This is a genomic window from Pseudomonas sp. GGS8, assembly GCF_024168645.1.
Classification (GTDB): Bacteria; Pseudomonadota; Gammaproteobacteria; order Pseudomonadales; family Pseudomonadaceae; genus Aquipseudomonas.
This window is the reverse complement of the sequence record NZ_JALJWF010000001.1, coordinates 6,405,008-6,426,819: the sequence shown is the minus strand read 5'-3', so window position 1 is coordinate 6,426,819 and position 21,812 is coordinate 6,405,008. Positions and strand designations below refer to the sequence as shown.

Genomic DNA, 21,812 nt, shown 5'->3' with positions numbered 1-21,812 from the left:
TCAGATAAGGTAGGTGCACAAATGACTTTTTTCATGCGAAAAGCGCAATCCGGATCATTCATGCACGTCACCCTGCTACTGGCTGATCAATGCTCCGCCGCCAGCGCCACCCTGGCGTTGGAGGTGCTCAGTGCCGCCAACCTGTTCGCCGATACCACCAGCGCGCCGTTTGAGGTGGTTGCCGCCTCACTGGATGGCGCCAATGTCGCCGCATGGGGAGGGCAAACGCTGCGCGTGGAACGATCCATCGTCGACATCCCCCGAACCGATCTGGTGGTGATCCCGGGGTTTCTCTTCACATTGAAGGACGCCTTGCCGGCATTTCCCGGTTATGGGCCGTGGCTGCGTCAACAGCACGCCCAAGGTGCCGTCGTGGCTTCCATGTGTACGGCGGCGTTCATGCTCGCCGAAGCGGGAATGCTGGACGGCATTCGTGCCACCACGCACTGGGCCTTCGCCGATTTTTTTCGGCGCCGGTATTCAGAAGCCTGTCTGGAAGAGGCGCAGATCCTCTGTGAAGACAATCGCGTGATCACCTGCGGTGGCGCGACGGCTGCCATGGATCTGTTGCTGCATCTGATCCGCCGCTTCGCTTCACTGGAGCTGGCGCAGAAGTGCGGCAAATACTTGCTGGCCGACAACGTACGCAGCGAGCAATCGGTCTATGTCATGTGGTCGATGCCGAAGAACCATGGGGATGGCGAAATCTTGCGGGTTCAAGCGTGGCTGGAAGATCACTTCCATCAACCGCTGCTGATCAATGACATGGCCGAGCGATTCGGATTCGGCGTCAGGAACTTCAAAAGGCGTTTCAAGGAAGCCACCGGTTACACGCCGCTGACCTACCTGCAAACGCTGCGTCTGGAAAAGGCAAAGCAGCTGCTCGAATCCACACGAATGACTCTGGACAGCATCACTTACAAAGTGGGTTATGAGGATGGCAACTCGTTTCGCCGGCTTTTTCGGCAGCGCGTGGGCCTGCTACCGGCGGCTTACCGGAAGAAGTTTCAAGCGAGTGGAGGTTGAGTGACATCCGCTCCTGATCGAGGCGGTGTAAAAAAACTGGGTCAAGGCGCAGCGCTCGGACGAACATAGTAATGGTCGAACTCGCCGCTTTCGACGAATTGGAAGCCATGACGGATGTAAAACCGATTCGAAGCGCTCTCTTTGAGCGCGCCCACCCTGAGAGGGAGCGCGGCGGCATCCGCTTCTTTGAAAATCTGTTTGAGGACAGCAGAGCCTATACCTGTTCCCTGAGCATTCGATCGCACATACAAGTGGTCAAGCAGCAATTCATTCAGGTGAGGCTTGACCACAATAAAACCGACTCGCTCACCGGCCAGTTCAATGTGATGCGTGTTGCGGCAATCAAAACCGTTGAGAAAACGCTCACGTGCACGTACCGGATCAAATCGCCCAATCCGTTCAAGACTTTCGCGCATGGCCTCAATTCGAATGGCCACAAGATTGTCCAGGTCGGCGGGTTGAGCCGCGACCAAAATGACTGGAAGATTTTGAACAGGTATGACGGACATCGTTTGCACTCTAATTATCATCATGGGGAGCCAGCGCCAGTTCGATGGGTTTCATTCTGGCCCTCCTGCAGCGGCGTTAAAGGAGCAAAGAGAGTTATAGATTAGCTTCAAGGCTTCGGTGTAGCAGCCAGTCGTGATGAAATAGCCGCCCGCTTTGGTTGTCCGCAACACCTGATTTGGAGCCGAACATGAAAAACGCCGCCGTACTCACCTTCGCCTTGATGCTCAATACCGGGTTATTCAGCACGCAAGCAGCCGCGGCCGGCGATGCTGAGGCAGGTGAGAAACTGTTCACGCGAATCTGCGGCGGCTGCCATCAAGTGGGGAGTTCGGCGCGGGGTTCTTTCGGCCCGCAGCTCAATGCGATTTTCGGGCGCCCGGCGGGCAGCACGACGGACTACCAGTACTCGTCCGCCATGAAATCATCAGGCGTCGTCTGGACCCGCGAAACCCTCACCGCCTACATCCAGGCGCCGAAGGAAGTGGTCCCCGGCACCCGCATGATTTTCTGGGGACTCAGCGATCCGGAAAAGATCGAAAACCTGTTGGCCTATCTGCAGACGTTTCAGCCGCAATGATTGGTCTCTTATCGATCCGTTTTTTCAGTGTTGAGTGATGGCGTCATCCCGATCCAGCAGAACAACCGCTTCATTCGCGCTCAGGACGCGGCGATCAAAGCCAAGGGCGGCGACGCCATGATCAACACCCAAGTGCAGGAAAACTGGTTCTGGGCCTGGGTCCTGACCGGTTACACCACCAAAATCTCCGGTGATGTGGTCAAGCTGAAAACCGTTCAGTAAGCGCAGTGCGCCGCCTTAAGCCATTTCAGCTGCGGCGCACTCCTTGTAGCCGCTGCCTCGCGAGCTCGGCAGCTGCTACAGATCGCATTACGGCTTAGCACATCGACCGAGGGTGAGGCAAATCCAGATGCCATCACCCGGCTCATTGATCTAGCCTCACGCCCACGCTTTTCCGAGCTCCTCCAGACCGGCGTTTTGCAGGTCCTGCGGGTTCATGACCACACGGAATTTGCAGTTGGCCTGGAAGTTGAGGAAGAAGGGTTCCGCATATCCGGGTATCTCGGAGGGATCCACGATATCGATCAGAAAAATCCCATTTCGCATGCCATCTTGCTCAGTGAAATAAGTCGCCTCGGGCTTAATGGTGTCCAGGATACGGTTCATGATTTCGCCGACCTTCCCGGACCGGACAAACGCGTTGAAAGGTTCATGGGGAAACTCGACCATCAGTAGCATTTTCATTATTCGATACTCTGTTGAAGTGGCGTACTCCTTACCCGGATCCTTACTCCTGGTTTTGATGCCGCAAGCCGTGCCCGCGGCGTGTGTGGTTAAGAATAGCGAAGGGTGAGAGGCCGTCGGGGCGGGGTTACGGACGGTCGCTCCTGCAGAGACGATGCCGACTCACCGATCCTCCAGTCACTGCTGTACGGGTGTGCAGAGTTCTACCAGCGTTCCGTCAGGGCATCGAACGTAGGAGACGGTTTGCCCCCAGGGCTTGGTGCCTGGCGCGGAAATTTCGGTGGCACCCGCCTTCAACGCTCTGGCATGCGCCGCCGGAACGTCCTCGGTCACCAGGCCGACTTCGATTCCGAGAGGTTTGGCGGAAGAGTGCGCCGAGACATGGCCCGTGCTGAAGTTCATCGCAGCCAATTCATCGGCGGCGAATGCCAGCGCGGTTTCTCCTGTTTCGAGTTCGCCATAGGTCTTGGATTCATGGAGGAAGCGAACGCCAAGCCCGAAGGCTGACGAAAAGAACTGGAGCGAGGCAGCAACGTCCGGGACGTAAATGATCATGTAGCCAAATTTCATGAGCGGCATTCCTTGTCGTGTCACTTGGGTGGCGAATCTGGATGGATAAGGGTGTTTTATTGGGTTGTTGTTTGCTCGGATGTCTGTTTTTCGATTCAGGGAGGGCAGACCTGCCGTCCTGTTCGAAAGTCCTGCGCAAACTATCAATGACCTGATTGATCGTAGCAAGCGGGCTCAGGAACATAAGAATGGAGACTCCAAGCCTGCATTCTCGACAATAACCCCTTTGAAGATCCAGTCAGGCAGAAAAAAAGCATGAAAAAACCCGGCTGATGAGGCCGGGTTCTTTGGTCGAGTCTTGCGGTAAAGCCACTCATTCATGCGGCGCGGTTTTCGATCAGACGATCCGAACCCCCTTCAGCGACGCGATTCTCGATCAGACGATCCGAACCACCTTCAGCGACGCGGTTTTCGATCAGACGATCCGAACCACCTTCAGCGACGCGGTTTTCGATCAGACGATCCGAACCACCTTCAGCGACGCGGTTTTCGATCAGACGATCCGAGCCACCTTCAGCCACACGGCTTTCAATCAGGCGATCCGAGCCGCCTTCAGCGACGACCGGGTGAGTAGAAGAAGCGGCAAAAGCGTTAACTGCAAAAACCGAGAAAGCGATGCTGAGAAGGGTTTGGCGTTTCATGATGGTGTGCTCCGGGGTGTTATTGGTTGGGTATGGAGCGGATGTTACGCCGAGGAATTTTTATGAGAACTTCATTGACATGATGGTGACTATCGACGCCAGCAATGGTTGAAGCGTGGTGGGCAAATGCCGTGTCCACGCGTCATGAGCCCACACCTATCGAACATTGGATGCGGGCTGTTTTCCTCAGGTTTACACGAACAGGTCGTAGGACAGTTTGCCGATCAGGATCACCAGCAACACCAGGAACAGCGCCCGGACAAAGGGCACGCCTTTATGAACCGCCAGCCAGGTGCCGGTCAGCGCGCCGAGGATGTTGAAGGCCGCCATGGGGATGGCGATCAGGTAGAGCACGTTACCCGTTGGAATGAAGAACATCAGCGCCGCTACGTTGGTCGCGATGTTCACCAGCTTGGCCGACGCCGAGGCATGCAGGAAGTCGAAGGCGAAGCAGCGGATGAACAGGAAGATCAGGAAGCTGCCAGTGCCGGGGCCGAACAGTCCGTCGTAGAAGCCGATGGCACCGCCAATGACGATCGCCAGCAGTTTCTCCCTGGTACCAATGTGCATGGGTTTGTGCAGGGCGCCGAAGTCCTTTTTCCAGAAGGTATAGATCGCCATCAGCACGATCAACACCAGCACCGCCGGCCGGATCACCGACTGGGGGACGGACGACACCGTGGCCGCTCCAAAGAAGGACATGACAAACGCCGCACAGGCGGCGGGGATCACCAGACTCCAGTTGATCACCACCTTGCGCACGAAGGACCGGGCCGCGAACGCGGTGCCGCAGGCTGCCGCAACCTTGTTGGTCCCCAGCAGCGCCGCCGGTTGTGCCGTGGGTAGCACATTGAACAGCGCGGGAATCTGGATCAGTCCACCGCCGCCGACCGCCGCATCGATCAGGCCGGCGGAGAAGGCGAACACACAAAGGATGACAATATCGACCATGAAATCAGGCTCTGACGTTGAAGGGTGGGTGAGCGTCCGGCGGCTTCTACGTGTTTCATCGCATCGGCTTGCCTGCGTCCTTGAGCAGGAAGGTTAACGGAAGGGCTTTTAATGTGTTGCAATACCACGTTGTGAAAAGTGCAACGAGGTGGCGCATGGCATTGGATATGTTGGGGGAACTTGAAGCCTTCGCGACGGTGGCTCGCAAGCGCAGCTTCGTCGCGGCGGCACGTACGCTGGGGCGCTCTCCCAGTTCGCTGACCCGCGCCGTTCAGGCTCTGGAGGAAAGTGTCGGGGTCAAGTTGTTCAATCGCTCCTCCAATGCCGTGAGCTTGACCGAGGCGGGTGAGCGCTTGTTGCCCCACGCTTACAAAATGCTGGATCTGCAACGTGAGGCGGATGAAGACCTGGCCGGCATCAGTGGCCAGGCTTACGGCTGGGTGCGCTTTTCCGCCCCCGAGTTTCTCGGCCACGGGGTATTGCCCCGGCTGATCGCGCAGTACGCCGAGCGTTATCCAGACGTGAACGTCGATGGGATTTTCACCGATGAGACCATCGACCCGGCCAAGAGCAAGCTGGACTTCTCGATTCGCGGCGGGTATCCGCAATCCAGTGACCTTATCGGCTTTGCGCTCTGGAGTTATTCACGTTACCTGTATGCCAGCCCCGGATACCTGGAGCGGTGCGGAATGCCCGACTCCATCGAGGCGCTGGAGTCGCACTCGCTGATCCTGCACACGGCGCCGCGGATTCTCAAGGAATGGAATTTTCGCAGTGAGGTGCAGGCCATCAGCTTTCGGGCTGATCCCAAGTTTCGCTTCAACTCTGGTTCGGCGGTGTTCCAGGCGGCCCTGGCGGGCCTTGGCATCGCCCGCCTGGCGGACTGGCTGGCGGAGCCCGAAGTGCAAGCGGGGCGCCTGATCCGGGTCTGTCCCGAGTACAAGCTTACCTCCAGCAGTGGTGAGAGCCCGCAGATGCACGCGGTGTACCCGGCCGGGAATCTGCCGCTGCGAGTGAAGTCGTTGTTGGAGCTGATCCGTGGCTTTGGCGAAAGCCTTGATCGAAAGCATGCAGTAACGCTCCAGGGTGGCTGATGCATCACGAATCGCGGACAAAAAAACGGGCGCCACTCGGGTGCCCGCTTTCATTTCACTTCGCCGCTTGCGCCCGCAAGCGCCAAACGACCGGTTTCAGCGCTTGATCCGGGAAATCTTGGTTCCTTCGATGCTGACCCCAGCCATTAACCCCTGCTGGTCGAAAATGAACGCGTAAGCATCGTCCTTCAGCGTCGAGCTGGACAGATTCTTCGCCACCCCTTCATCAACCACAACAACAGTGGGGCCTACGCCAATTTCCCAACCCTTGGTTTCACGTAAATAGTTCACGGCTTTATCGGTCATCAGGAACACCGCATAGCCATATGACTGAGCGCCTGCCTGCAACCCCCAGGACCCGGTTACGGAGTTGTAATAATCCTCGACTTTCTTACCCATCAACAATTCGCCTTCGCCATAGCTGCCGCCAAACACCAGGCCCGCTTTGATGATTTTCGGGAAGACAAGAATCGCTTTGGCGTTGTGTGACATGGTTTCGGCAACTGGCCTGGCCTTGTAGAGCGTTTGCAACGCTTGCCGAGAGTCGGTATTCAGATCCTCGGCGGTTGCCGCACCAGCAGTGTTCAGGAAGCTCGCCGATGCCAGTGAGGCTGTCGCAAGGACGATCGATAGGAAGAACCGCATTGACTGAGTCATGTTAGTACTCCGATACGGGAGCATTGGATGTGAGCAGCAGTCAGCACCTGCCCTCGGCAGAATCCGAGCCTGCTGAAATTATCCGGCGCACCCTAAAGTATATGAGCTACTGGCTTCGCCCTTGAATGAAGCAGGCCAGAGGCCTGTGATCAGTGGCAATGTCATCACTTGTTTCGACATCTGTGTGTTGGCCAGGTTCGAAAAAAACAAAACGGGCGCCTGGCAAGGCGCCCGTTTTCATTTATTCCGCGGAATGTACTCGCAGCACCAAGTCGAAGCGGGTGACGAATTCTTTTTTGCATTCAGTTTTGAACACGTTTAATTGCATTGGCGAGCGTTGCGGTTTCACCTCTTAGTGAATCGAACTTTTCGTTCAGCTGTCCTCTCGCTTTGCGCATCCACTGACTCCAGTGAGTGGCGCCGTCGCTTTCAAGCACGACAGCGAGCTGATCGAGCGCCTTAAGGGCAAATAGCCAGAGGCCAACCGACGCGCGCTGCACGGAGGAGGCTGGCCTTAACAACCAAGCGGTGAAATGGGGCAATAACGAAGATGTAGGCCCGGCCTAGACGGTTGTGGCACTGGACCACGGTTGAAAAAACGAGTTGGCGACTGCCTTCTGGCTCTGCCTCTCCAGAACATAGGATCGATATCCGGAAGTCGAGGTGCTTGTCATCCTCTCCCAACACGATTTCAGTCTGGTTCGTGCTGTAGACCTTGAAGATTCCAATCCGATTAGCAAGTGATGCCAAATGTCTGGCTGTCTTGAGACCAAAACAGGCAACGATAGTGTCTCGGACTTTCATGAGCCATCCGATCCAGGATGGCTGGTGGGAAAGGATGAATCGAGCGAGCAAAGCTGGATTGCTGGACGTGCCCGCAGGGAGCCGGATCGCAAAAGCGTCCGCTAGGTGCATCGGCTTATAAAGGTGGGTGATGCCGGACCTCGAGGGGACTGGCACGGACATAATGAGCTCAACTTCTCGGGGCATCGGGGATCTCTCCTGAGTTCTAACTACTAATTAGGCGACATGCCATGTCGCGTTTCTTGTTGCGATGGTTTGTCGTACAACGCTCCTTGTCGCCAGCGAAGCTCGCATGGGTCGTGGCGATGCCGTCCGGATAACCAGTGTCCACGCCTTGATGAGGTCCAGAGCCTCGCTGAGCGAGCATGGATTAACTGGATGTTGTTGAGGCGCCAACTTCACCTTGTCGGATACTGAGCCCGATCAAGGCATCATAGAGCTCTTGCTGCCCAGCTGGCAGAACAGGGAGCAACGTCGCACGGCGCTTGTCGACACCGAACCAGGATTCAACCAACCATCCCACCAGATAGAGCGCCGAAAGACATCCGCCAGCGGTTGCAATGTTCCCCTGGCATACAAGAGGCTGGTCCATGGACTCAAGCCCCAGAGCTTGCAAGCTTGATCGTGCATCCGGGTGTGTAGTTGCTTGGCCGCTGAGCAGCCCAAGCCGTTCGAGAATGAAAGCTCCGGCGCATATGGAGCCGATTCGCTGGCGTCTGGAATCAAGTTCAAACGACGGCAGGAAATCTGGGGCGGCAAGTGCAGCGGGTATCCCTTCCTTGCCGCTGACGAACAATACCGCGTCGGCACTATTGGCCTCGGACAGCGGACCGTGCACCGAAACAGGCAGGCCGTGCGCCGATCGCACGATAGAGCTAGAGCCCAATATTCGGACGTGCCAGTCCTCGGTGTTGCGGCCTAAGATGTCCCACATCAGGAATAGGTCGATATCAGTGAATTGGTCGAAAGCAACCAGAACGATTTTCTTCAAGGCGAGCTCCATGAAAAGTGCTGGCGTGCAAAACGCAACGGCCGTCTTTGCTGGTGTTCGCAGCGTATCAATCGGTTGCGCACCCTACACAGTCTGTATGGCGCTAGATATGGAGCGAAATAACGGGTGAGAAAACTAACTCGTAACCATTGGATCGCGGCTGGTTTTGAGGCCCTCGACCAAATAGGGCATCTTGGCGTTTCGGCCGAGAGTCTATCGCGCCGATTGAATGTGACCCGCGGATCGTTCTATCACCATTTCCGCAATCGCGAAGACTTTGTCCGCACCTTGCTGGCCGCTTGGGAAGAAGACTACACGGAGCGCATGCTCGCCTATGCAACGCAGGGTCGTAGCGCGGGCGAAACCTTGACACGCTACTTGAGTATTGCCGCTGAGAAACAACCTGGGCGGGAAGTTTCCATCCGAGCCTGGTCGCTGCACGATCCGTTGGTAGGCGAGTTCCAGCAGCGTGTCGACACAAGGCGACTGGACTTCGCGATACGGACGTGCCGCCGCTTGGTCCATGTGCCAGGCGGAGCAGAAGTGATTGGTCAGGTGGCCCATCTGTGCCTGATTGGTGGTCAACAGGCAGGGCTGCGGCGTGGCGCCGAAGTCGGAGCTCCGATGGAAGGACAAGGCCTCCCTGATATCACCCGTGAATTTGCCCGTTGCTCTACAGGCCCCGGGGGGACTGAATATTCCATGCCCGTCGTGATCGCTGTAATCGCCAAGCGGTTCTTGCGGGGCGCAGAACGTGGGGACGAAATTAAGTCCTAGCTTTATGCGGCAACGCCACCTGATTTATCGGTAAGCTACGCTTTTAGCTCGCTGTAAATCCCCTCCTAACCACACCCTGATGACCAATATGCTTGACTGGGACAGCCTCCGTTTTTTCTTTGCCTTTGTTCATGAGGGCTCCTTAGCCGCTGCGGCTCGCTCGCTGGGGGTGGAGCACGCGACTGTGGCTCGCCGAATAGCTGCCCTTGAAGCCTCTTTGGACATGAAGCTGGTAGATCGTAGGGGCCGCGTCTACCAACTGACCGAGGATGGTGTGAGGGTCGGTGAATATGCAGCGCAGATGGAGTCTGCGTCACTTGCGCTCAGGCGATTCGCTGACGGGGGAGAAAGCCGTATTGAGGGTGCAGTGATCTTGTCCGCACCTCCTGCATACCTCGGAACGTTGGTAGCTCGTCGACTTGGGGTATTGCGCGAGCGTCATCCCCGGTTGCAGCTGACGCTCGTCGGAGCCAAGTCCACTGCGTCGTTGGCAAGGAAAGAAACCGATATTGCCATTACCTTCAGCAGGCCGGATGAACAGAGTGTCGTCGCCAAAAGTCTCGGCTGCTTGCGATTTTACCCTCATGCTAGCGAGGACTACATCAGTCAACGTGAACCTGAAGAGTTCGAATTCATAGGCTACGACCGTAGCATGGACGATTCGGTACAGCAGCAATGGCTCCTGGATCGGCTGGAAGGAAGACCGCTTTCTGTCACCAGCAACGACCTGCGCATCCAGGCATTAGCTGCCGTAGGCAATGCTGGCATAGTTTTCCTTCCGGATTTTTTAGGCAAAGAATATGGGCTGGCAAGGGTTGATATGGATCACACACCTCTGGAACTACCCATCTGGTTGGCGTTTCATGAAGATTTACGCAGCTCTCTAAAAATCCGGGCAGTGCTTGATTTCCTCATGGAGGGATTAGTGCCGTCACAGGAGCTGTGAATTTTTTCACATCCGGTTTGTGACTTTGATGAATGGGCCATCACGAAACATTTCTCTACTCTGGGCTCCGAATTGAATTCCTGCCCACTGAGAGGCCCTTCACCAATGAGCAGTTCCCATCCCATAAAAAGCTCAAAGGCTGTGTACCGTACAGCGTGGATCGTGACCGCGATTTTTATACTTTCAAATGCCGCTACGCCACTCTACAGCTTTTGGCAGCAGTCCCTCGACTTCGCGTCGGGGGTGCTAACCGTAATTTTTGCCTGCTACATCATCGGTCTTCTTCTAACGCTCACCGTCGCTGGGCAGCTGTCCGACCACTACGGGCGCAAAGCGTTGCTTCTACCCTGTGTGGGGCTGGCTATCATTGCAGCGATTCTGTTCGACCAAGCGCACAGCATCGGCGTCTTGATGCTCGCACGCTTCCTCACCGGCGTTTCGGTGGGCCTCGTTGTATCTGGGGGGATGGCGAATGTCGTCGAGCATGCTCAGCCTCATCGCAAGCATTTTGCTTCGCTAATGGCATCTGTCGCGATGGTGGCCGGAGCGGGCACCGGGCCTCTATTGGCAGGGGTCGTTGCGCAATATCTTCCGAACCCGATCCACACAGTCTTCCGAGTGGAGATCGCGATTTTGTGCGTGGCGCTCCTAGCGTTACTCAACCAAAAGAACCAGAAGCTTGGGGTCGGTACGTTTAAACCGCACTTGCCCACCGTCGCTAAGGAAAACCTCGGCATCGTGCTCTTGGGGATAGCGTTCTTCGGCCCTGGAATAACTTCGACATCATTCATCCTGTCGCTCGGCCCCAAGCTGATAGCGACTTTTCTAGGCGTGAATAGTCCCCTTGTCACGGGTTGTATGGCCTTTTCAATGTTCCTCGTCGCCGTGGGCGTGCAGTTTGCGGCGAAGCGATACAGCAGCCATACCGTGTTTTCGCTTAGCGGGATCGGTACTGTCTTCTCAATGATTTTCGTGTGGATCGCGATGGAAACCGGTTCCGCTCCATGGCTGATCGTTTCCGCTCTGTTGGCAGGCGCCGGTCAAGGCTTGGGCCAGTTAGGTGGACTGACCCTTATTGCTGACCGCGTGCCTGCGCAGCGCAGAGCCGAAGCCAACGCAGTGTTCAACATGGGGGGGTATGTGCCCGCCGGGGCGATCCCGGTGTTAACAGGTTACTTGATCGACTTTTGGGGGCTGAGCATTGGAATAAGTTCACTTGCGCTCATTATCGCGAGTCTTGCTTCTTTGGCGCTCATGCAGCATTGGAGGCACGTCCCTAAGCAAAGTCAAACTCGTACACACGGCGAGGCTTAACGAGCCCACTTATGTGGCAGCAGATCGATAATCTGACTGGCGCGCTGGGTTGGCAAGCGCGTGAGGACGTCTTTCAGATAGGCGTATGGATCGTGCCCGTTCATGCGCGCAGCCTGCATCAGGCTCATGATTGCCGCCGCCCGTTTGTATGCGCCCGGGCATCAGGCCTTGCGTGATTAAACAGGTTGCCACTTATGCGGCAACAACTGGTCGATTTCACTCGCCAGCTGCGTCGGCAGCCGCGTGAGTACGTTCTTCAAATAAGCATACGGATCATGCCCATTCAGCCGCACCGACTGGATTAAACTCATGATCGCCCGCTCGTTTGCCGACCCATTGCGCCAAGGTTGAGCGAGCGATGGCCAAACCGGCTCGACCAAAAATAGATTCCTGGCGATAGGGCGGTAAGTGGTCGGCAAACTTCGCGATCATCACATGGGCCAGCAGCCCGGCGGTTGGGATACCCATGTCGATGACCTGCGCCGGAACCGGTGCCTGGATCAGACTTTTCAGCACACACGCTACCAAAGCGTTTATGGGAAGGCATTCACGGTCCTTGCGAAGTGGGAGCGAGGTGAGCGATGGATTCTATGCCTGCGCGTTCTCCGACAGAAAAACGGGTGCTCGCAAGACACCCGTTTTCATTTACTCCGCCGCCTGCGCCCGCAAGCGTCTGCCGATCACATCCATCAAATCACAACCATCGCGCAACGGTATGGCCAGCAGTTTGGCAAAATCCGACAACACCACCGTGTCGCAACCGATCTCGGCGCGGAAGGCGATGTTTTCCAGCACCTGCGTGACCGTGCGGATGCGGTAGTCGGCCATGGCTTGCAGGACGTCGAGCGGGGCTTGGGTGTCGATGAGCAGGGAGGCCGGGATCAGGTCGATTCCGGTGAGGGGCATGTATCTATCCATGTTTGAAAACTCCGATCAATGCAAAGGTTGACTGTTCCTCCATCGTCGCCAAACGAGTGGGTGACAGCTGTACGCAGGTTGGCGAACCGGGATCGGAATACCGGCAGACCCGAAGGTCTCCCGCGCACAGCTGCCATAAAGACAGCTTTGCGAGCGTGCAACAGCGTCTGCAATAAAGCACAGAGCTTTTGCACCCGATCGAACAGGTCGCCAAACCTGGTCGCCATTTGGGCGACGGGCGGACTATAAACATCATTGGGCTAGGCGGGCAAGGTGCAGGGACTGAGCTTGGTGTAGGAAATACCCTTCCTTGCGTCTTTTGGAATCATATGCTGCATAGGTTTCAGAGAAGAGAGAAGCTATACTCCTGCGCCATGCACAATCCAGATCATATTCGCGAACTGCTCAAAAAATGGGTCGCCAAGACCATGCCTCATGGTGAGGGCGATGTCTTCATTGGGGAGCTTTGCTTCATCAACAAAGCAAGGCGCGCAGATCTTGTGCATGCCAACGGCCAGCTAACGGCGTTCGAAATAAAATCAGCCTCGGATAGTTTGTCCAGATGGCAAGGGCAGCAAGATGCGTATCTCAGTTGTTTTGACCAGGTTTGGCTTTGCTGTCATTCCAAACACCTAGAGAAAGCATTCGGTGTAACTCATCGGAGCGTCGGAATTCTTGTGGTTGATGATCTTGGAACTATCGCCGTGGTCAGGAAAGCAACCCACAATAAATTGCGCGATAAATTTACTCTCACAGGGCTTTTGTGGCGGTCGGAATTAGATGAGATTTGCAAAGAATTTAAACTTGAAACGAAAAATACTATGAGGATAAAGGAGGTGCGCCTCGAAGTGGCCGAGGCGCTAGAGTGGGAGCTTATTCGAGATAAGGTTTTAAGCAGGCTTAAGATTCGTTACTCTGGAGGTCAGAATATGTCGTCGATGGAGACGTTATCGCCATCATCTTCGTGCTGAAGGAACTGGAGTGTCGCACAAATATGTTGGTTGGCTCTAAGGCCGTTCCACACTCCGTTGTTACCATATCGCTCACTGGTTTGACTGATACGTCCATATTCTCTGGTGGCCCAACAAAAATCATCGCCGTGGTAGTCGGGTAATTGACGAATATCTCTTGCTAGCTGAACATAATTTTCGAATTCTTTATCTCTTCCCAAACGTTTCAACCACCATTCATTAGGTGTGTAATAGCTGGCAAAGGGTATGACGGCCATGCCTTGGATATACTCTACTGCGGCGCCAGGGCTGGTGCCCGCATAGTCGCCATAGATTAAATTTATTGAGCCATTTAATTGTTTGGCCTCAGCTTGCCAAACAATGTCGTGACATATGGCGGTGCTGGAGCTTCCTGATTGAGGTTTTTGACTTGGGAATGATGAACTGATAAGGGTTGTGCCGTGAACTTCGTAGTTTTTTAAGGCGGATAGAATGTGATCGAGAGTGCCGCCATTGATAGTGGATATTGGAGACCTATCTCCAAAATCCAAAATGACAAGTATTTTTTCTGGGGCTGATATGGCGTCTAGAATGTTTATGGCCCTGTCCCAGCTTGGGCCTACTATTCCAGCGGGGCAAACAACCCTGATTGCAATGATGTTGAAGTTGCCTAGCAATAGATTTGCCAGTTGTATGACGTCTCGGGTATTGTCAGTATCCAGCCAGGATACGACTGGTATCAATGAATTGTTTTTTGCTTTCACCTCCGCAAACCAATTTCGCTTATTTTCGAAGTGGTTGTTGGGGTTGTGCAGGTCTCTTTCACCTATCAGGTCGCTGGCAATGTCAAGCGGAGATCTAGATAGATCCATCAAATAAGGGTAGTCACCCCAGCCTGTGAGGAAATCATTAAGATGGCGTTCTATGCCTCTCATGTTGAGAAGAGGAGATACCAATTCTTTACGAGTATCTTCCAAGTTTATCAGTGCTTTTACATCGTTCTGGCCTACCCTCATACATGGTATATAAAGCATGCATACCTTCCTTTGGTTGTTTGTGTAACTCGACTAGGTGTGGATTAAGCGTAGGCGTCTTTTTCGCTATCGAGATTTCAGTGATGTATCTGCGTATTTCTGCTTCCATTTATTCATGCCGACGCAAATCCCATTACAATCCTCCCGATCACATAGCGCCCCATTCCCACCCGAGACGGACCCTCAATGCAAACCCCAGCCAAACCCCAACACCCCCTCTGGCAAACCTACCTCCTGTTCCTCGCCCCCATGGTCCTCTCCAACTTTCTCCAGGCCATGTCCGGCACCGTCAACAGCATCTACATTGGCCAATTGCTTGGCACCCAGGCGTTAGCGGCGGTATCGGGCATGTTCCCCGTGGTGTTCTTCTTCATCGCCCTGGTCATTGGCCTCGGTGCGGGTGCTGGGGTGTTGATCGGCCAGGCCTGGGGCGCTCGTGAGCCGCATCTGGTGAAGGCCATCGCCGGTTCAACGTTGCTGTTGGGGGCGATGATCGGGTTGGTGGCGGCGGTGTTGGGCAGTGTGTTTGCCCGGCCGGCGTTGCAGGGTTTGGGCACGCCGGGGGATGTGCTGGACGATGCGGTGGCGTATGCGCATGTGATGATGTGGATTTTGCCGTCGCTGTTGGTGTTTGTGTTGTTCACGCAGTTGCTGCGTGGGGTGAGCGATACGCTGTCGCCGTTGTTGGCGCTGGTGGTGTCGACGTGTGTGGGGCTGGCGCTGACGCCGGCGTTGATTCTCGGGTGGCTGGGGTTGCCGCCGATGGGGATTCAGAGTGCGGCGTGGGCGGGGTTGGCGGGTAACTTGTCGGCGATGGGGTGGTTGGCGTGGCGGTTGATTCGCAAGGGGCATCCGTTGGCGCCGGATCGGGAGATGTTTGCGGCGATGCGGCTCGACATGCTCATCCTCGGCAAGGTGTTGCGTATCGGGCTGCCGACCGGGTTGCAGATGGTGGTGCTGTCGTTGTCGGAGTTGGTGATTCTGGCACTGGTGAACCAGCACGGTTCCCAGGCGACGGCGGCGTACGGGGCGGTGACGCAGATCGTCAACTACGTGCAATTCCCGGCGTTGTCGATTGCGATCACGGCGTCGATCCTTGGCGCGCAGGCGATCGGGGCAGGGCGCATTGAGCGCATGGGGGCGATTTTACGCACCGGATTGTTGATCAACGTGTGCCTGACCGGTGGTTTGGTGGTGTTGGGTTATCTGCTGTCGCACTGGTTGCTGGGGTTGTTCCTCACGGAGGATTCCACCCGGGCGATGGCGGAGCACCTGTTGCACATCATGCTCTGGAGCCTGCTGGTGTTTGGCTTTCAGGCGATTGTCGGCGGCATCATGCGCGCCAGCGGCACGGTGTTGGTGCCGGTGGCGGTGTCGATCGTTTGCGTGGTCGGGGTGCAGTTGCCGGTGGCCTATTGGCTGGATACGCGCTTCGGGCTGCCTGGGGTGTGGATGGCGTTTCCGGTGGCGTATCTGGGCATGCTGATGCTGCAGACCCTGTACTACAAAATGGTCTGGCAGCATCAGAAGATCGAGCGGTTGGTGTAGGCCCTCGACGGCCCTTCAAGTAGTGCTCTTGAGCCAGGTTTCGAAGCGCGTCGGCCCGACGATGGGGTGTTCTCCCGGCGTCAGCGAGTGGTCATCGATCGGCGCGCCGAAGTAGGGGACCGTGTCATCCGGTTGGGCCTGGCGCGGGTCATTGGTGTGTTGCAAGAACAAGCGCACGAACTCCACCAGCGGCCAGCGCTCAGGCCCGGCCACTTCCAGGGTTTTATTGCTCGGCGTTTGCACCGCGACTTTCGCCAGCGCCGTCGCGACATCGAACGCGGCAATCGGCTGCAACGCGGCGGAGGTCAAGTGCACGGTGTCGCCTTCCTGCACGCCCGAGTGGGAAATGGCCCCGATGAACTCGAAGAACTGCGTCGCCCGCAGGATTGTGTAAGGAATGCCGGAGTCCTTGATGAGTGTTTCCTGGGCCATTTTTGCCCGGAAATAGCCGCTGTCGAGCATGCGCTCGGTGCCTACCACCGACAGCGCGACATGGTGTTTGATGCCGGCGGCCTTCTCGGCGGCGAGCAGGTTGCGCCCGCTGGTTTCGAAGAACTCGAGCACGGCGGCGTCTTCGAAGGAGGGTGAGTTGGCCACGTCGACCACCACGTCGGCACCTTGCAAGGCGCTTTGCAGGCCTTCGCCGGTGAGGGCGTTGACGCCGGTGCTGGGTGAGGCGGCCAGGGTTTCATGCCCCAGGTCTTGCAGGTTTTTGCAGAGCTGCCTGCCGATCAGCCCGGTACCGCCAATCACGACGATTTTCATGACGAGTCTCCCGATGCGTGCGCAGTGGGTTGCGGACTGTCAGCCCCGCTTGCGCGTCGTGTGGCTGGACGGGTGAGGGGCTGGCTTTGAATCCTGCATCCATTAAAGACCCTGAGTCGGCTTAGTGGTGCAAGGAGCGGGAGGTTGTCCGATAGGTGGTCGCAGGCGCCATTAACACGGTGGCTACGGATACTCCAAACGCGCGGGAAATTACTTGTCTGGCGGTGTGGCCGGTGGTTGGAGGAGGGGGGGCGGGCCTCATCGCGGGCAAGCCCGCTCCCACAGAGGGCTGCTGTGATCACGAAATTTGTGACCAGCACAGATCAACGGTGGGAGCGGGCTTGCCCGCGATGAGGCCGTTCCATCCAGCACAAAACCCGTCAGTACTGCTGATTCTCCGCCACAGCAGCCTTCGATTTACTGAACCGGTAGAACAGGTTGGGCTCGCTCACAATGTAGAGTTCGCCGGAAGTGTCCATGGTCATGCCTTCGGCTTGCGGTATGGTTTTTTTCAGGTCATTCAGGCCGAGTAGGGAGCGGAAGCTGACGAAGTTGCCGTCCTGGTCCACTTCGGTCACGTTGCTGGATTGCTCGCTCAGTAACAGCAAGTGACCGGTCCGCGGATCGTAGTAACCCTCGGATAGATCCAGGCCGAAGACGCTACGGTCGATCCAGTGGGTCAAGTCCTTGATGTGGACCTGCAACGGGCCGCCGATGGACGCCAGCATGCCCGTGACCGTAAACAGCTGCCGCGGATCGCGTTCCTTGATCGCGAAGATACGATCGTTGGCCGCATCATAGGTCACGCCTTCAAAGCCTTTGTTGTGTGTGCTCAGGTTGATCTCGATGGCAACAAACGGGGCGTTCTCCACATGGATCGGGCCAGGGCTGTCCGGCAAGGTGACGACGTACAGTCGCTGCAACTGTTCATCGGCGATCACTACGCGTCCGTTGCCTATGTAAGCAAGGCCTTCGGTGTCCTGAAAGCCGATCAGCGGGTAACGTTCGAGCAGGTCGCCGTTGCGGCTCATTGCCACAATCTGCATCGGCGCACCATTGGTGATGCCCAGCAGACGATCGTGCTCCGGGTCATAGGCGATGCCGGACAGATTGGTGATGTCCGCGACAGGCTTGGCCTGGATCACCGCTTTATAGTCCGGCAGCCAGATATTGTTATCGGGCGCCTGATTGCCATGCCAAAGGTTTTTCCAGTACGCGTACAACTGCTGGTGGACCATGAAACGTGCGGAAACCGCGTAGGCGCCAAGCAATACAACAATGAAAAATATCCCCAGCTTCCCTCTCTTGCTCATGACTTATCCTTGTCCCAGCTGAAGCGGTAGACCTTTGCGGGTTGTCCGGGCTGGCATTTACCGTTATCGGCATCGGCGCCGACGATCGACCACTGCGCACGAGACGTTTCGCCGAGCTCATGTGCGGCCTGGGGATTGAAGCACTGGCTCAGCACTTCGTCCGGAACCAAGGCGTAGGCATCACGGTGCTCGCGCAGCCACTGCGCCGCCAGTTCGACCGTGGAGTTGGTCATCCCGAAATGTACGATCGGCTGCCGGGCGAATAACCAGTGGCCCTCGCGCCAGTTGACCAACACCAGGTCTGCGCCGTGGGTCATGGTTGCCGCCTGCGCCATGATCGCTTCATGGGGGTTGGGGCCTTCCTTGATCGGCTCGATGAAGCCGCGGGCGAACCACAAAACAAACCAGCTCACTACCAGCGCCTGGAATACCCGCATACCGCGCGGGCGCTTGGCGAACCAGCGCTTGAGCAACCAGGGAATCAGCGGCGCCGCCACCAGCACCAGACCGGGCAACGCCGGATAGATGTACAACTTGCGTTTGCCGGTGCTCAGGCAGAAAAACAACACCACCAGCACGACCCAGCTCAGCAGCACCAGCACTCGACCGTCGTGCTTGCTCAGTTGCTTGCGCCAGGCTGGCACCAGCCACGGCAGGGCCAGCACCAACGGCAGCCAGTATTGCGGGATCACGTTGACGAAGAAGTACCAGAACGGTTCGCGATGGTCCCACGCGGCGGCATAGCGTCCCGCTGTCTGGCGCAGCAGGATTTCTCGCGCATAGGCGATTTCATCCGCGCTGCCATTGAGCACAATGGACAGTGCCAGGGGCAGCAGCCAGATCGCGATGGCGCCGAGCGCCACCAGAAAGCCGAGGAACCACTTGCGCTTCTGACCGGGCATAGCCACCACACCGGACCAGTTTTTGCGCACCGCATAGGCATATGGAATCAGCATCAAGGCCGGGACGAAGCCGACCCCTTTGGTGATCACGCCAATGCCCATGGCGGCGCAGCCCACATAAAACCAGCGCCAGGCCGGCCCGAGCAGCAGGTGCCGCGTCAGCCCGTACAGGCCCAGGGAGGTGAACAGAATCAACAGGCTGTCGATCTGGCCGGTACGCAGGATGCTGTAAGTCTGGTACGTGGCCAGGTACAACAGCGCGGCTATTCGACCAATGCGCTGATTCCACAGCCGGCGACCCAAGTCGTAGACCACGGCCGTGACCGTCGCGGCCGACAACATCCCCGGAATATACAGGGCGAGGGCGGGCAGGCCGGTGAGCCACGTGAAGAACGCCACCATCCACATGAAGACCGGCGGTTTATCGCCGTAGATCTCCGCAGCGCGGTGTGGAATGAACCATGAGCCGTTGTGCAGCATTTCCAGCGCTACGCCGAGGAAGCGTTCCTCGTCGACGTTTTGCGGTTGACGCAGCCCCAGGCCCGCGCCGATCAGCAGCAAGGCAAGCAGCACCAGGCCCAGGCATTCAATGCCAGGCGACAGGGTTTTACGCATGGCTCAGTCCTTCAGGTGTTTGCTGCGGGCAATCAATTGCAAATTGCGCAGATAGACGATGGAGCCAAAGGCCTGGCCGGCGATGAACACCGGGTCTTCCCGGTAAATGGCATAAGCGAGCAGCAGGGCGCTGCCGACAATGCTCAGGTACCAGAAGCTCACCGGGATCACGCTGCGTTTTTTGTATTCGCTATACAGCCACTGCAGGATGAAGCGACCGGTAAAGGCGATCTGGCCAGCGAAGCCGACTACCAGCCACAGGGTTTCGCGGGAGAGGTTCATCCTTCGATCTCCTGCGCGTTGGTGTTCAACCGCGTGCGCTTGATCAGCCACCACACACCGAACAGGTCGAGAATGCCGACCAGGGCGCGGTCAATATTGCCGTATTTGGACACCCCGGCGGTGCGAGGCCGGTGGTTGACCGGGTGGACGATCATTCGGCCGTTGTGCCGCTGGATCAGCGCGGGAATGTACCGATGCATGTGGTCGAAGTACGGCAGGCGCAGAAACGCCGCGCGCTCGATCAGCTTCAGCCCGCAGCCGGTGTCCGGGGTCGAGTCATTGAGCAGGCGACTGCGCAGCCCGTTGGCGAAGCGCGAAGCCCAGCGTTTGCTCGCGGTATCGCGGCGGTTGACCCGGTGGCCGGCCACCAGCTGAACGTCGACCAGACCTTTTTCGCCGCGCACCAGCGCCAACATCCCGGGGATGTCCGCGGGGTCGTTTTGACCGTCGCCATCAAGCGTGGCCAGCCATTGCCCCCGGGCGGCGATTGCCGCGTGGTAGAGCGAGGTGCTTTGCCCCAGCGAGCGCTCATGGCGCAGGATGCGCAACGCGTCCAGGCCGCTGTTTTTCAGCTGCCGCAGTTCATGCAAGGTGGAATCGGTGCTGCCATCGTCCACCACAATGATTTCGTAGGCCTCATCGGCCAATGCGACGCGGATTTCCTCAAGTAATGGTTTGAGGTTGTTCGCTTCGTTCTTTGCTGGAATCAGTACAGATACAAAAATGTCTTGGCTCATAGAGTCCCCCCCTTGCTCCTTGGTCTTTTACTTATCAAGGGCTCACGTTTCATATCTGATAGAAGTGGCGATACCACTTCACAAATTCTGCCACACCGGTCTCAACCGTCACTTGAGGACGGAAGTCGACCCACTCGGCCAGTGCCGAAATATCGGCCCAGGTCTTTATCACATCGCCTGCCTGTAGTGGCATGAAATTGCGTTGGGCCTTGATGCCCAGCGCCGATTCCAGGCAGTCGACGAACTCCAGCAGCGGCACTGGCTGGCCGCGGCCTATGTTGAAGATTCGGTTTACGCCATTGCCTGGCTCGTTCGGCACCGGTGGCTTGGAGCGCAGGCGGGCGACACTTTCGACGATGTCGTCGACGTAGGTGAAGTCGCGCGACATCTGGCCATGGTTATAGATGTCGATCGGCAAGCCTTTGATGATCGCCTCGGTAAACTTGAACAGTGCCATGTCGGGGCGCCCCCAAGGTCCGTAAACGGTAAAGAAGCGCAGGCCACTGGCTTTCAGGCCATAGAGGTGGCAATAGCTGTGCGCCAGCAGTTCATTGGCGCGTTTGCTGGCGGCGTACAGCGAAATAGGATGATCGACGGCGTCTTCGACACAGAACGGCATTTTGCTGTTGGTGCCATACACCGAGCTGCTCGAGGCATAGATCAGATGGGCGGGGCGATGGCGCCGGCAAGCTTCCAGCACATTCAGAAAGCCCACCAGATTGGACTGTGCATAGATGTCCGGGTTGTCCAGTGAATAGCGAACACCCGCCTGGGCGGCCAGGTGCACAACCTCGGTGAAAGCATGAGCCTGGAACAACGCCATCAAGGCCGGTTTGTCGACGATGTCCAGAGCCTGGAAACGAAAGCCCGGCAAGGATTCCAGCTCTTTGAGCCGTGCGTGTTTGAGTTCTACGCTGTAGTAGTCGTTGAGATTGTCGATACCGACCACTTCAAGGCCTTCGCGACACAAACGCTTGACGGTGTGATACCCGATGAAACCGGCGGCGCCAGTGACCAGAACCGTCATGAGGCCTGGGCCTGTGTGCGACTGATTCCCATCCTGCGCAAAGGACGCCTTTGCATGACAACCCCCTGTAAGTGTCTGCTGATCAACGTATTTTTTTGAGTCGATACCACCGTTGGCTCCATGCCACGCTCCGTTGTTCTATTAAAGGTCTGGGCAATGCTTATCATGGGCCGCAGAAC

General features: G+C 56.9%; 24 protein-coding genes and 4 pseudogenes. 9 read left to right on the top strand and 19 right to left on the bottom strand.

The genetic code is table 11. The features are described from left to right. The first annotated feature begins 60 nt into the window (after positions 1-60). On the top strand, positions 61-1,026 hold the full coding sequence (locus tag J3D54_RS28910) for a GlxA family transcriptional regulator (protein WP_253425893.1): 966 nt from the start codon (positions 61-63) through the stop codon (positions 1,024-1,026). A 41-nt stretch (positions 1,027-1,067) separates the two neighbouring features. Here J3D54_RS28910 and J3D54_RS28905 read toward each other — a convergent pair whose 3' ends face one another. After that, entirely contained in the window at positions 1,068-1,535 is a 468-nt protein-coding gene (locus tag J3D54_RS28905; protein WP_253425890.1) for a GNAT family N-acetyltransferase, read from the bottom strand. Between the two features lie 188 nt (positions 1,536-1,723). Between J3D54_RS28905 and J3D54_RS28900 the strand changes: the two genes are divergently transcribed. Both J3D54_RS28900 and J3D54_RS28895 read left to right on the top strand, forming a co-directional pair. Beyond that, on the top strand, positions 1,724-2,113 hold the full coding sequence (locus J3D54_RS28900) for a cytochrome c family protein (protein ID WP_253425886.1): 390 nt from the start codon (positions 1,724-1,726) through the stop codon (positions 2,111-2,113). A gap of 39 nt (positions 2,114-2,152) precedes the next feature. Next, positions 2,153-2,335, top strand: a pseudogene (locus tag J3D54_RS28895) (hypothetical protein); the annotation flags it as partial. 156 nt (positions 2,336-2,491) lie between these two features. On the opposite strand, the gene J3D54_RS28890 reads toward J3D54_RS28895, so the two are convergent. The 4 genes from J3D54_RS28890 to J3D54_RS28875 form a co-directional block, all read right to left on the bottom strand. Next, complete coding sequence (locus J3D54_RS28890) at positions 2,492-2,797, bottom strand: hypothetical protein (protein WP_018928234.1); 306 nt, start codon at positions 2,795-2,797, stop codon at positions 2,492-2,494. A gap of 177 nt (positions 2,798-2,974) precedes the next feature. Next, positions 2,975-3,367, bottom strand: coding sequence for a VOC family protein (locus tag J3D54_RS28885; protein ID WP_253425883.1), 393 nt, complete (start codon positions 3,365-3,367; stop codon positions 2,975-2,977). 317 nt (positions 3,368-3,684) lie between these two features. After that, a complete protein-coding gene (locus J3D54_RS28880) occupies positions 3,685-4,008 on the bottom strand; it encodes a hypothetical protein (protein WP_230138989.1) in 324 nt (107 codons plus the stop codon). A 192-nt stretch (positions 4,009-4,200) separates the two neighbouring features. Next, entirely contained in the window at positions 4,201-4,959 is a 759-nt protein-coding gene (locus tag J3D54_RS28875) for a TSUP family transporter (RefSeq protein WP_253425880.1), read from the bottom strand. Positions 4,960-5,114: 155 nt separating this feature from the next. Between J3D54_RS28875 and J3D54_RS28870 the strand changes: the two genes are divergently transcribed. Next, on the top strand, positions 5,115-6,053 hold the full coding sequence (locus J3D54_RS28870; RefSeq protein WP_253425878.1) for a LysR family transcriptional regulator: 939 nt from the start codon (positions 5,115-5,117) through the stop codon (positions 6,051-6,053). 96 nt (positions 6,054-6,149) lie between these two features. On the opposite strand, the gene J3D54_RS28865 is transcribed toward J3D54_RS28870, so the two are convergent. From J3D54_RS28865 to J3D54_RS28855, 3 genes are all read right to left on the bottom strand, one after another. Next, complete coding sequence (locus tag J3D54_RS28865; protein WP_253425876.1) at positions 6,150-6,710, bottom strand: YSC84-related protein; 561 nt, start codon at positions 6,708-6,710, stop codon at positions 6,150-6,152. 459 nt (positions 6,711-7,169) lie between these two features. Beyond that, positions 7,170-7,700, bottom strand: coding sequence for a DUF2867 domain-containing protein (locus J3D54_RS28860; protein ID WP_367399646.1), 531 nt, complete (start codon positions 7,698-7,700; stop codon positions 7,170-7,172). 184 nt (positions 7,701-7,884) lie between these two features. Continuing rightward, positions 7,885-8,505 (bottom strand): DJ-1/PfpI family protein, encoded by a 621-nt coding sequence (locus tag J3D54_RS28855; RefSeq protein WP_253425874.1) that lies wholly within the window; start codon positions 8,503-8,505, stop codon positions 7,885-7,887. A gap of 126 nt (positions 8,506-8,631) precedes the next feature. Here J3D54_RS28855 and J3D54_RS28850 point away from each other — a divergent pair, with 126 nt between their 5' ends. The 3 genes from J3D54_RS28850 (at position 8,632) to J3D54_RS28840 (ending at position 11,542) form a co-directional block, all read left to right on the top strand. Beyond that, the gene (locus J3D54_RS28850) at positions 8,632-9,282 is read left to right on the top strand and encodes a TetR/AcrR family transcriptional regulator (protein WP_253425872.1); all 651 of its coding nucleotides are present in this window, start codon (positions 8,632-8,634) and stop codon (positions 9,280-9,282) included. 88 nt (positions 9,283-9,370) lie between these two features. Beyond that, the gene (locus J3D54_RS28845; protein WP_253425870.1) at positions 9,371-10,228 is read left to right on the top strand and encodes a LysR family transcriptional regulator; all 858 of its coding nucleotides are present in this window, start codon (positions 9,371-9,373) and stop codon (positions 10,226-10,228) included. 105 nt (positions 10,229-10,333) lie between these two features. Next, positions 10,334-11,542, top strand: coding sequence for an MFS transporter (locus J3D54_RS28840; protein ID WP_253425868.1), 1,209 nt, complete (start codon positions 10,334-10,336; stop codon positions 11,540-11,542). On the opposite strand, the pseudogene J3D54_RS28835 reads toward J3D54_RS28840, so the two are convergent. The 4 genes and pseudogenes from J3D54_RS28835 to J3D54_RS28820 form a co-directional block, all read right to left on the bottom strand. Then, positions 11,539-11,694, bottom strand: a pseudogene (locus tag J3D54_RS28835) (transposase domain-containing protein); the annotation flags it as partial. The gene J3D54_RS28840 and the pseudogene J3D54_RS28835 overlap by 4 nt on opposite strands. A gap of 24 nt (positions 11,695-11,718) precedes the next feature. Further along, positions 11,719-11,865, bottom strand: a pseudogene (locus J3D54_RS28830) (transposase domain-containing protein); the annotation flags it as partial. Positions 11,866-11,869: 4 nt separating this feature from the next. Next, positions 11,870-12,052: pseudogene (locus tag J3D54_RS28825) on the bottom strand (transposase); the annotation flags it as partial. Between the two features lie 135 nt (positions 12,053-12,187). Continuing rightward, complete coding sequence (locus tag J3D54_RS28820; protein ID WP_007935387.1) at positions 12,188-12,460, bottom strand: hypothetical protein; 273 nt, start codon at positions 12,458-12,460, stop codon at positions 12,188-12,190. 188 nt (positions 12,461-12,648) lie between these two features. On the opposite strand from J3D54_RS28820, the gene J3D54_RS28815 reads away from it, so the two are divergent. Beyond that, positions 12,649-13,431: a sce7726 family protein gene (locus tag J3D54_RS28815; protein ID WP_253425865.1), complete on the top strand. Its 783-nt coding sequence runs from the start codon at positions 12,649-12,651 to the stop codon at positions 13,429-13,431. Here J3D54_RS28815 and J3D54_RS28810 read toward each other — a convergent pair. After that, positions 13,383-14,444, bottom strand: a complete 1,062-nt coding sequence (locus J3D54_RS28810) for a beta family protein (protein ID WP_253425862.1) — start codon at positions 14,442-14,444, stop codon at positions 13,383-13,385. The two genes, J3D54_RS28815 and J3D54_RS28810, sit on opposite strands and share 49 nt — an antisense overlap. Positions 14,445-14,630: 186 nt before the next feature. Here J3D54_RS28810 and J3D54_RS28805 point away from each other — a divergent pair, with 186 nt between their 5' ends. Beyond that, positions 14,631-15,992, top strand: a complete 1,362-nt coding sequence (locus tag J3D54_RS28805) for an MATE family efflux transporter (protein ID WP_253425859.1) — start codon at positions 14,631-14,633, stop codon at positions 15,990-15,992. Positions 15,993-16,007: 15 nt separating this feature from the next. Here the strand turns inward: J3D54_RS28805 and J3D54_RS28800 are convergent, their stop codons facing one another. From J3D54_RS28800 to J3D54_RS28775, 6 genes are all read right to left on the bottom strand, one after another. Further along, positions 16,008-16,757 (bottom strand): SDR family oxidoreductase, encoded by a 750-nt coding sequence (locus J3D54_RS28800; RefSeq protein WP_253425856.1) that lies wholly within the window; start codon positions 16,755-16,757, stop codon positions 16,008-16,010. A gap of 380 nt (positions 16,758-17,137) precedes the next feature. Beyond that, positions 17,138-18,070: an SdiA-regulated domain-containing protein gene (locus J3D54_RS28795; RefSeq protein ID WP_253425852.1), complete on the bottom strand. Its 933-nt coding sequence runs from the start codon at positions 18,068-18,070 to the stop codon at positions 17,138-17,140. Next, positions 18,067-19,587, bottom strand: a complete 1,521-nt coding sequence (locus J3D54_RS28790) for a glycosyltransferase family 39 protein (protein WP_253425849.1) — start codon at positions 19,585-19,587, stop codon at positions 18,067-18,069. The genes J3D54_RS28795 and J3D54_RS28790 overlap by 4 nt, the downstream gene beginning before the upstream one ends. Before the next feature lie 3 nt (positions 19,588-19,590). Next, complete coding sequence (locus J3D54_RS28785) at positions 19,591-19,869, bottom strand: lipid-A-disaccharide synthase N-terminal domain-containing protein (protein WP_253425846.1); 279 nt, start codon at positions 19,867-19,869, stop codon at positions 19,591-19,593. Beyond that, entirely contained in the window at positions 19,866-20,606 is a 741-nt protein-coding gene (locus J3D54_RS28780) for a glycosyltransferase family 2 protein (RefSeq protein WP_253425844.1), read from the bottom strand. Before J3D54_RS28780 ends, J3D54_RS28785 begins: the two co-directional genes overlap by 4 nt. A 49-nt stretch (positions 20,607-20,655) precedes the next feature. Further along, positions 20,656-21,633, bottom strand: a complete 978-nt coding sequence (locus tag J3D54_RS28775; RefSeq protein ID WP_253425842.1) for an NAD-dependent epimerase — start codon at positions 21,631-21,633, stop codon at positions 20,656-20,658. Between the last annotated feature and the right edge of the window lie 179 nt (positions 21,634-21,812).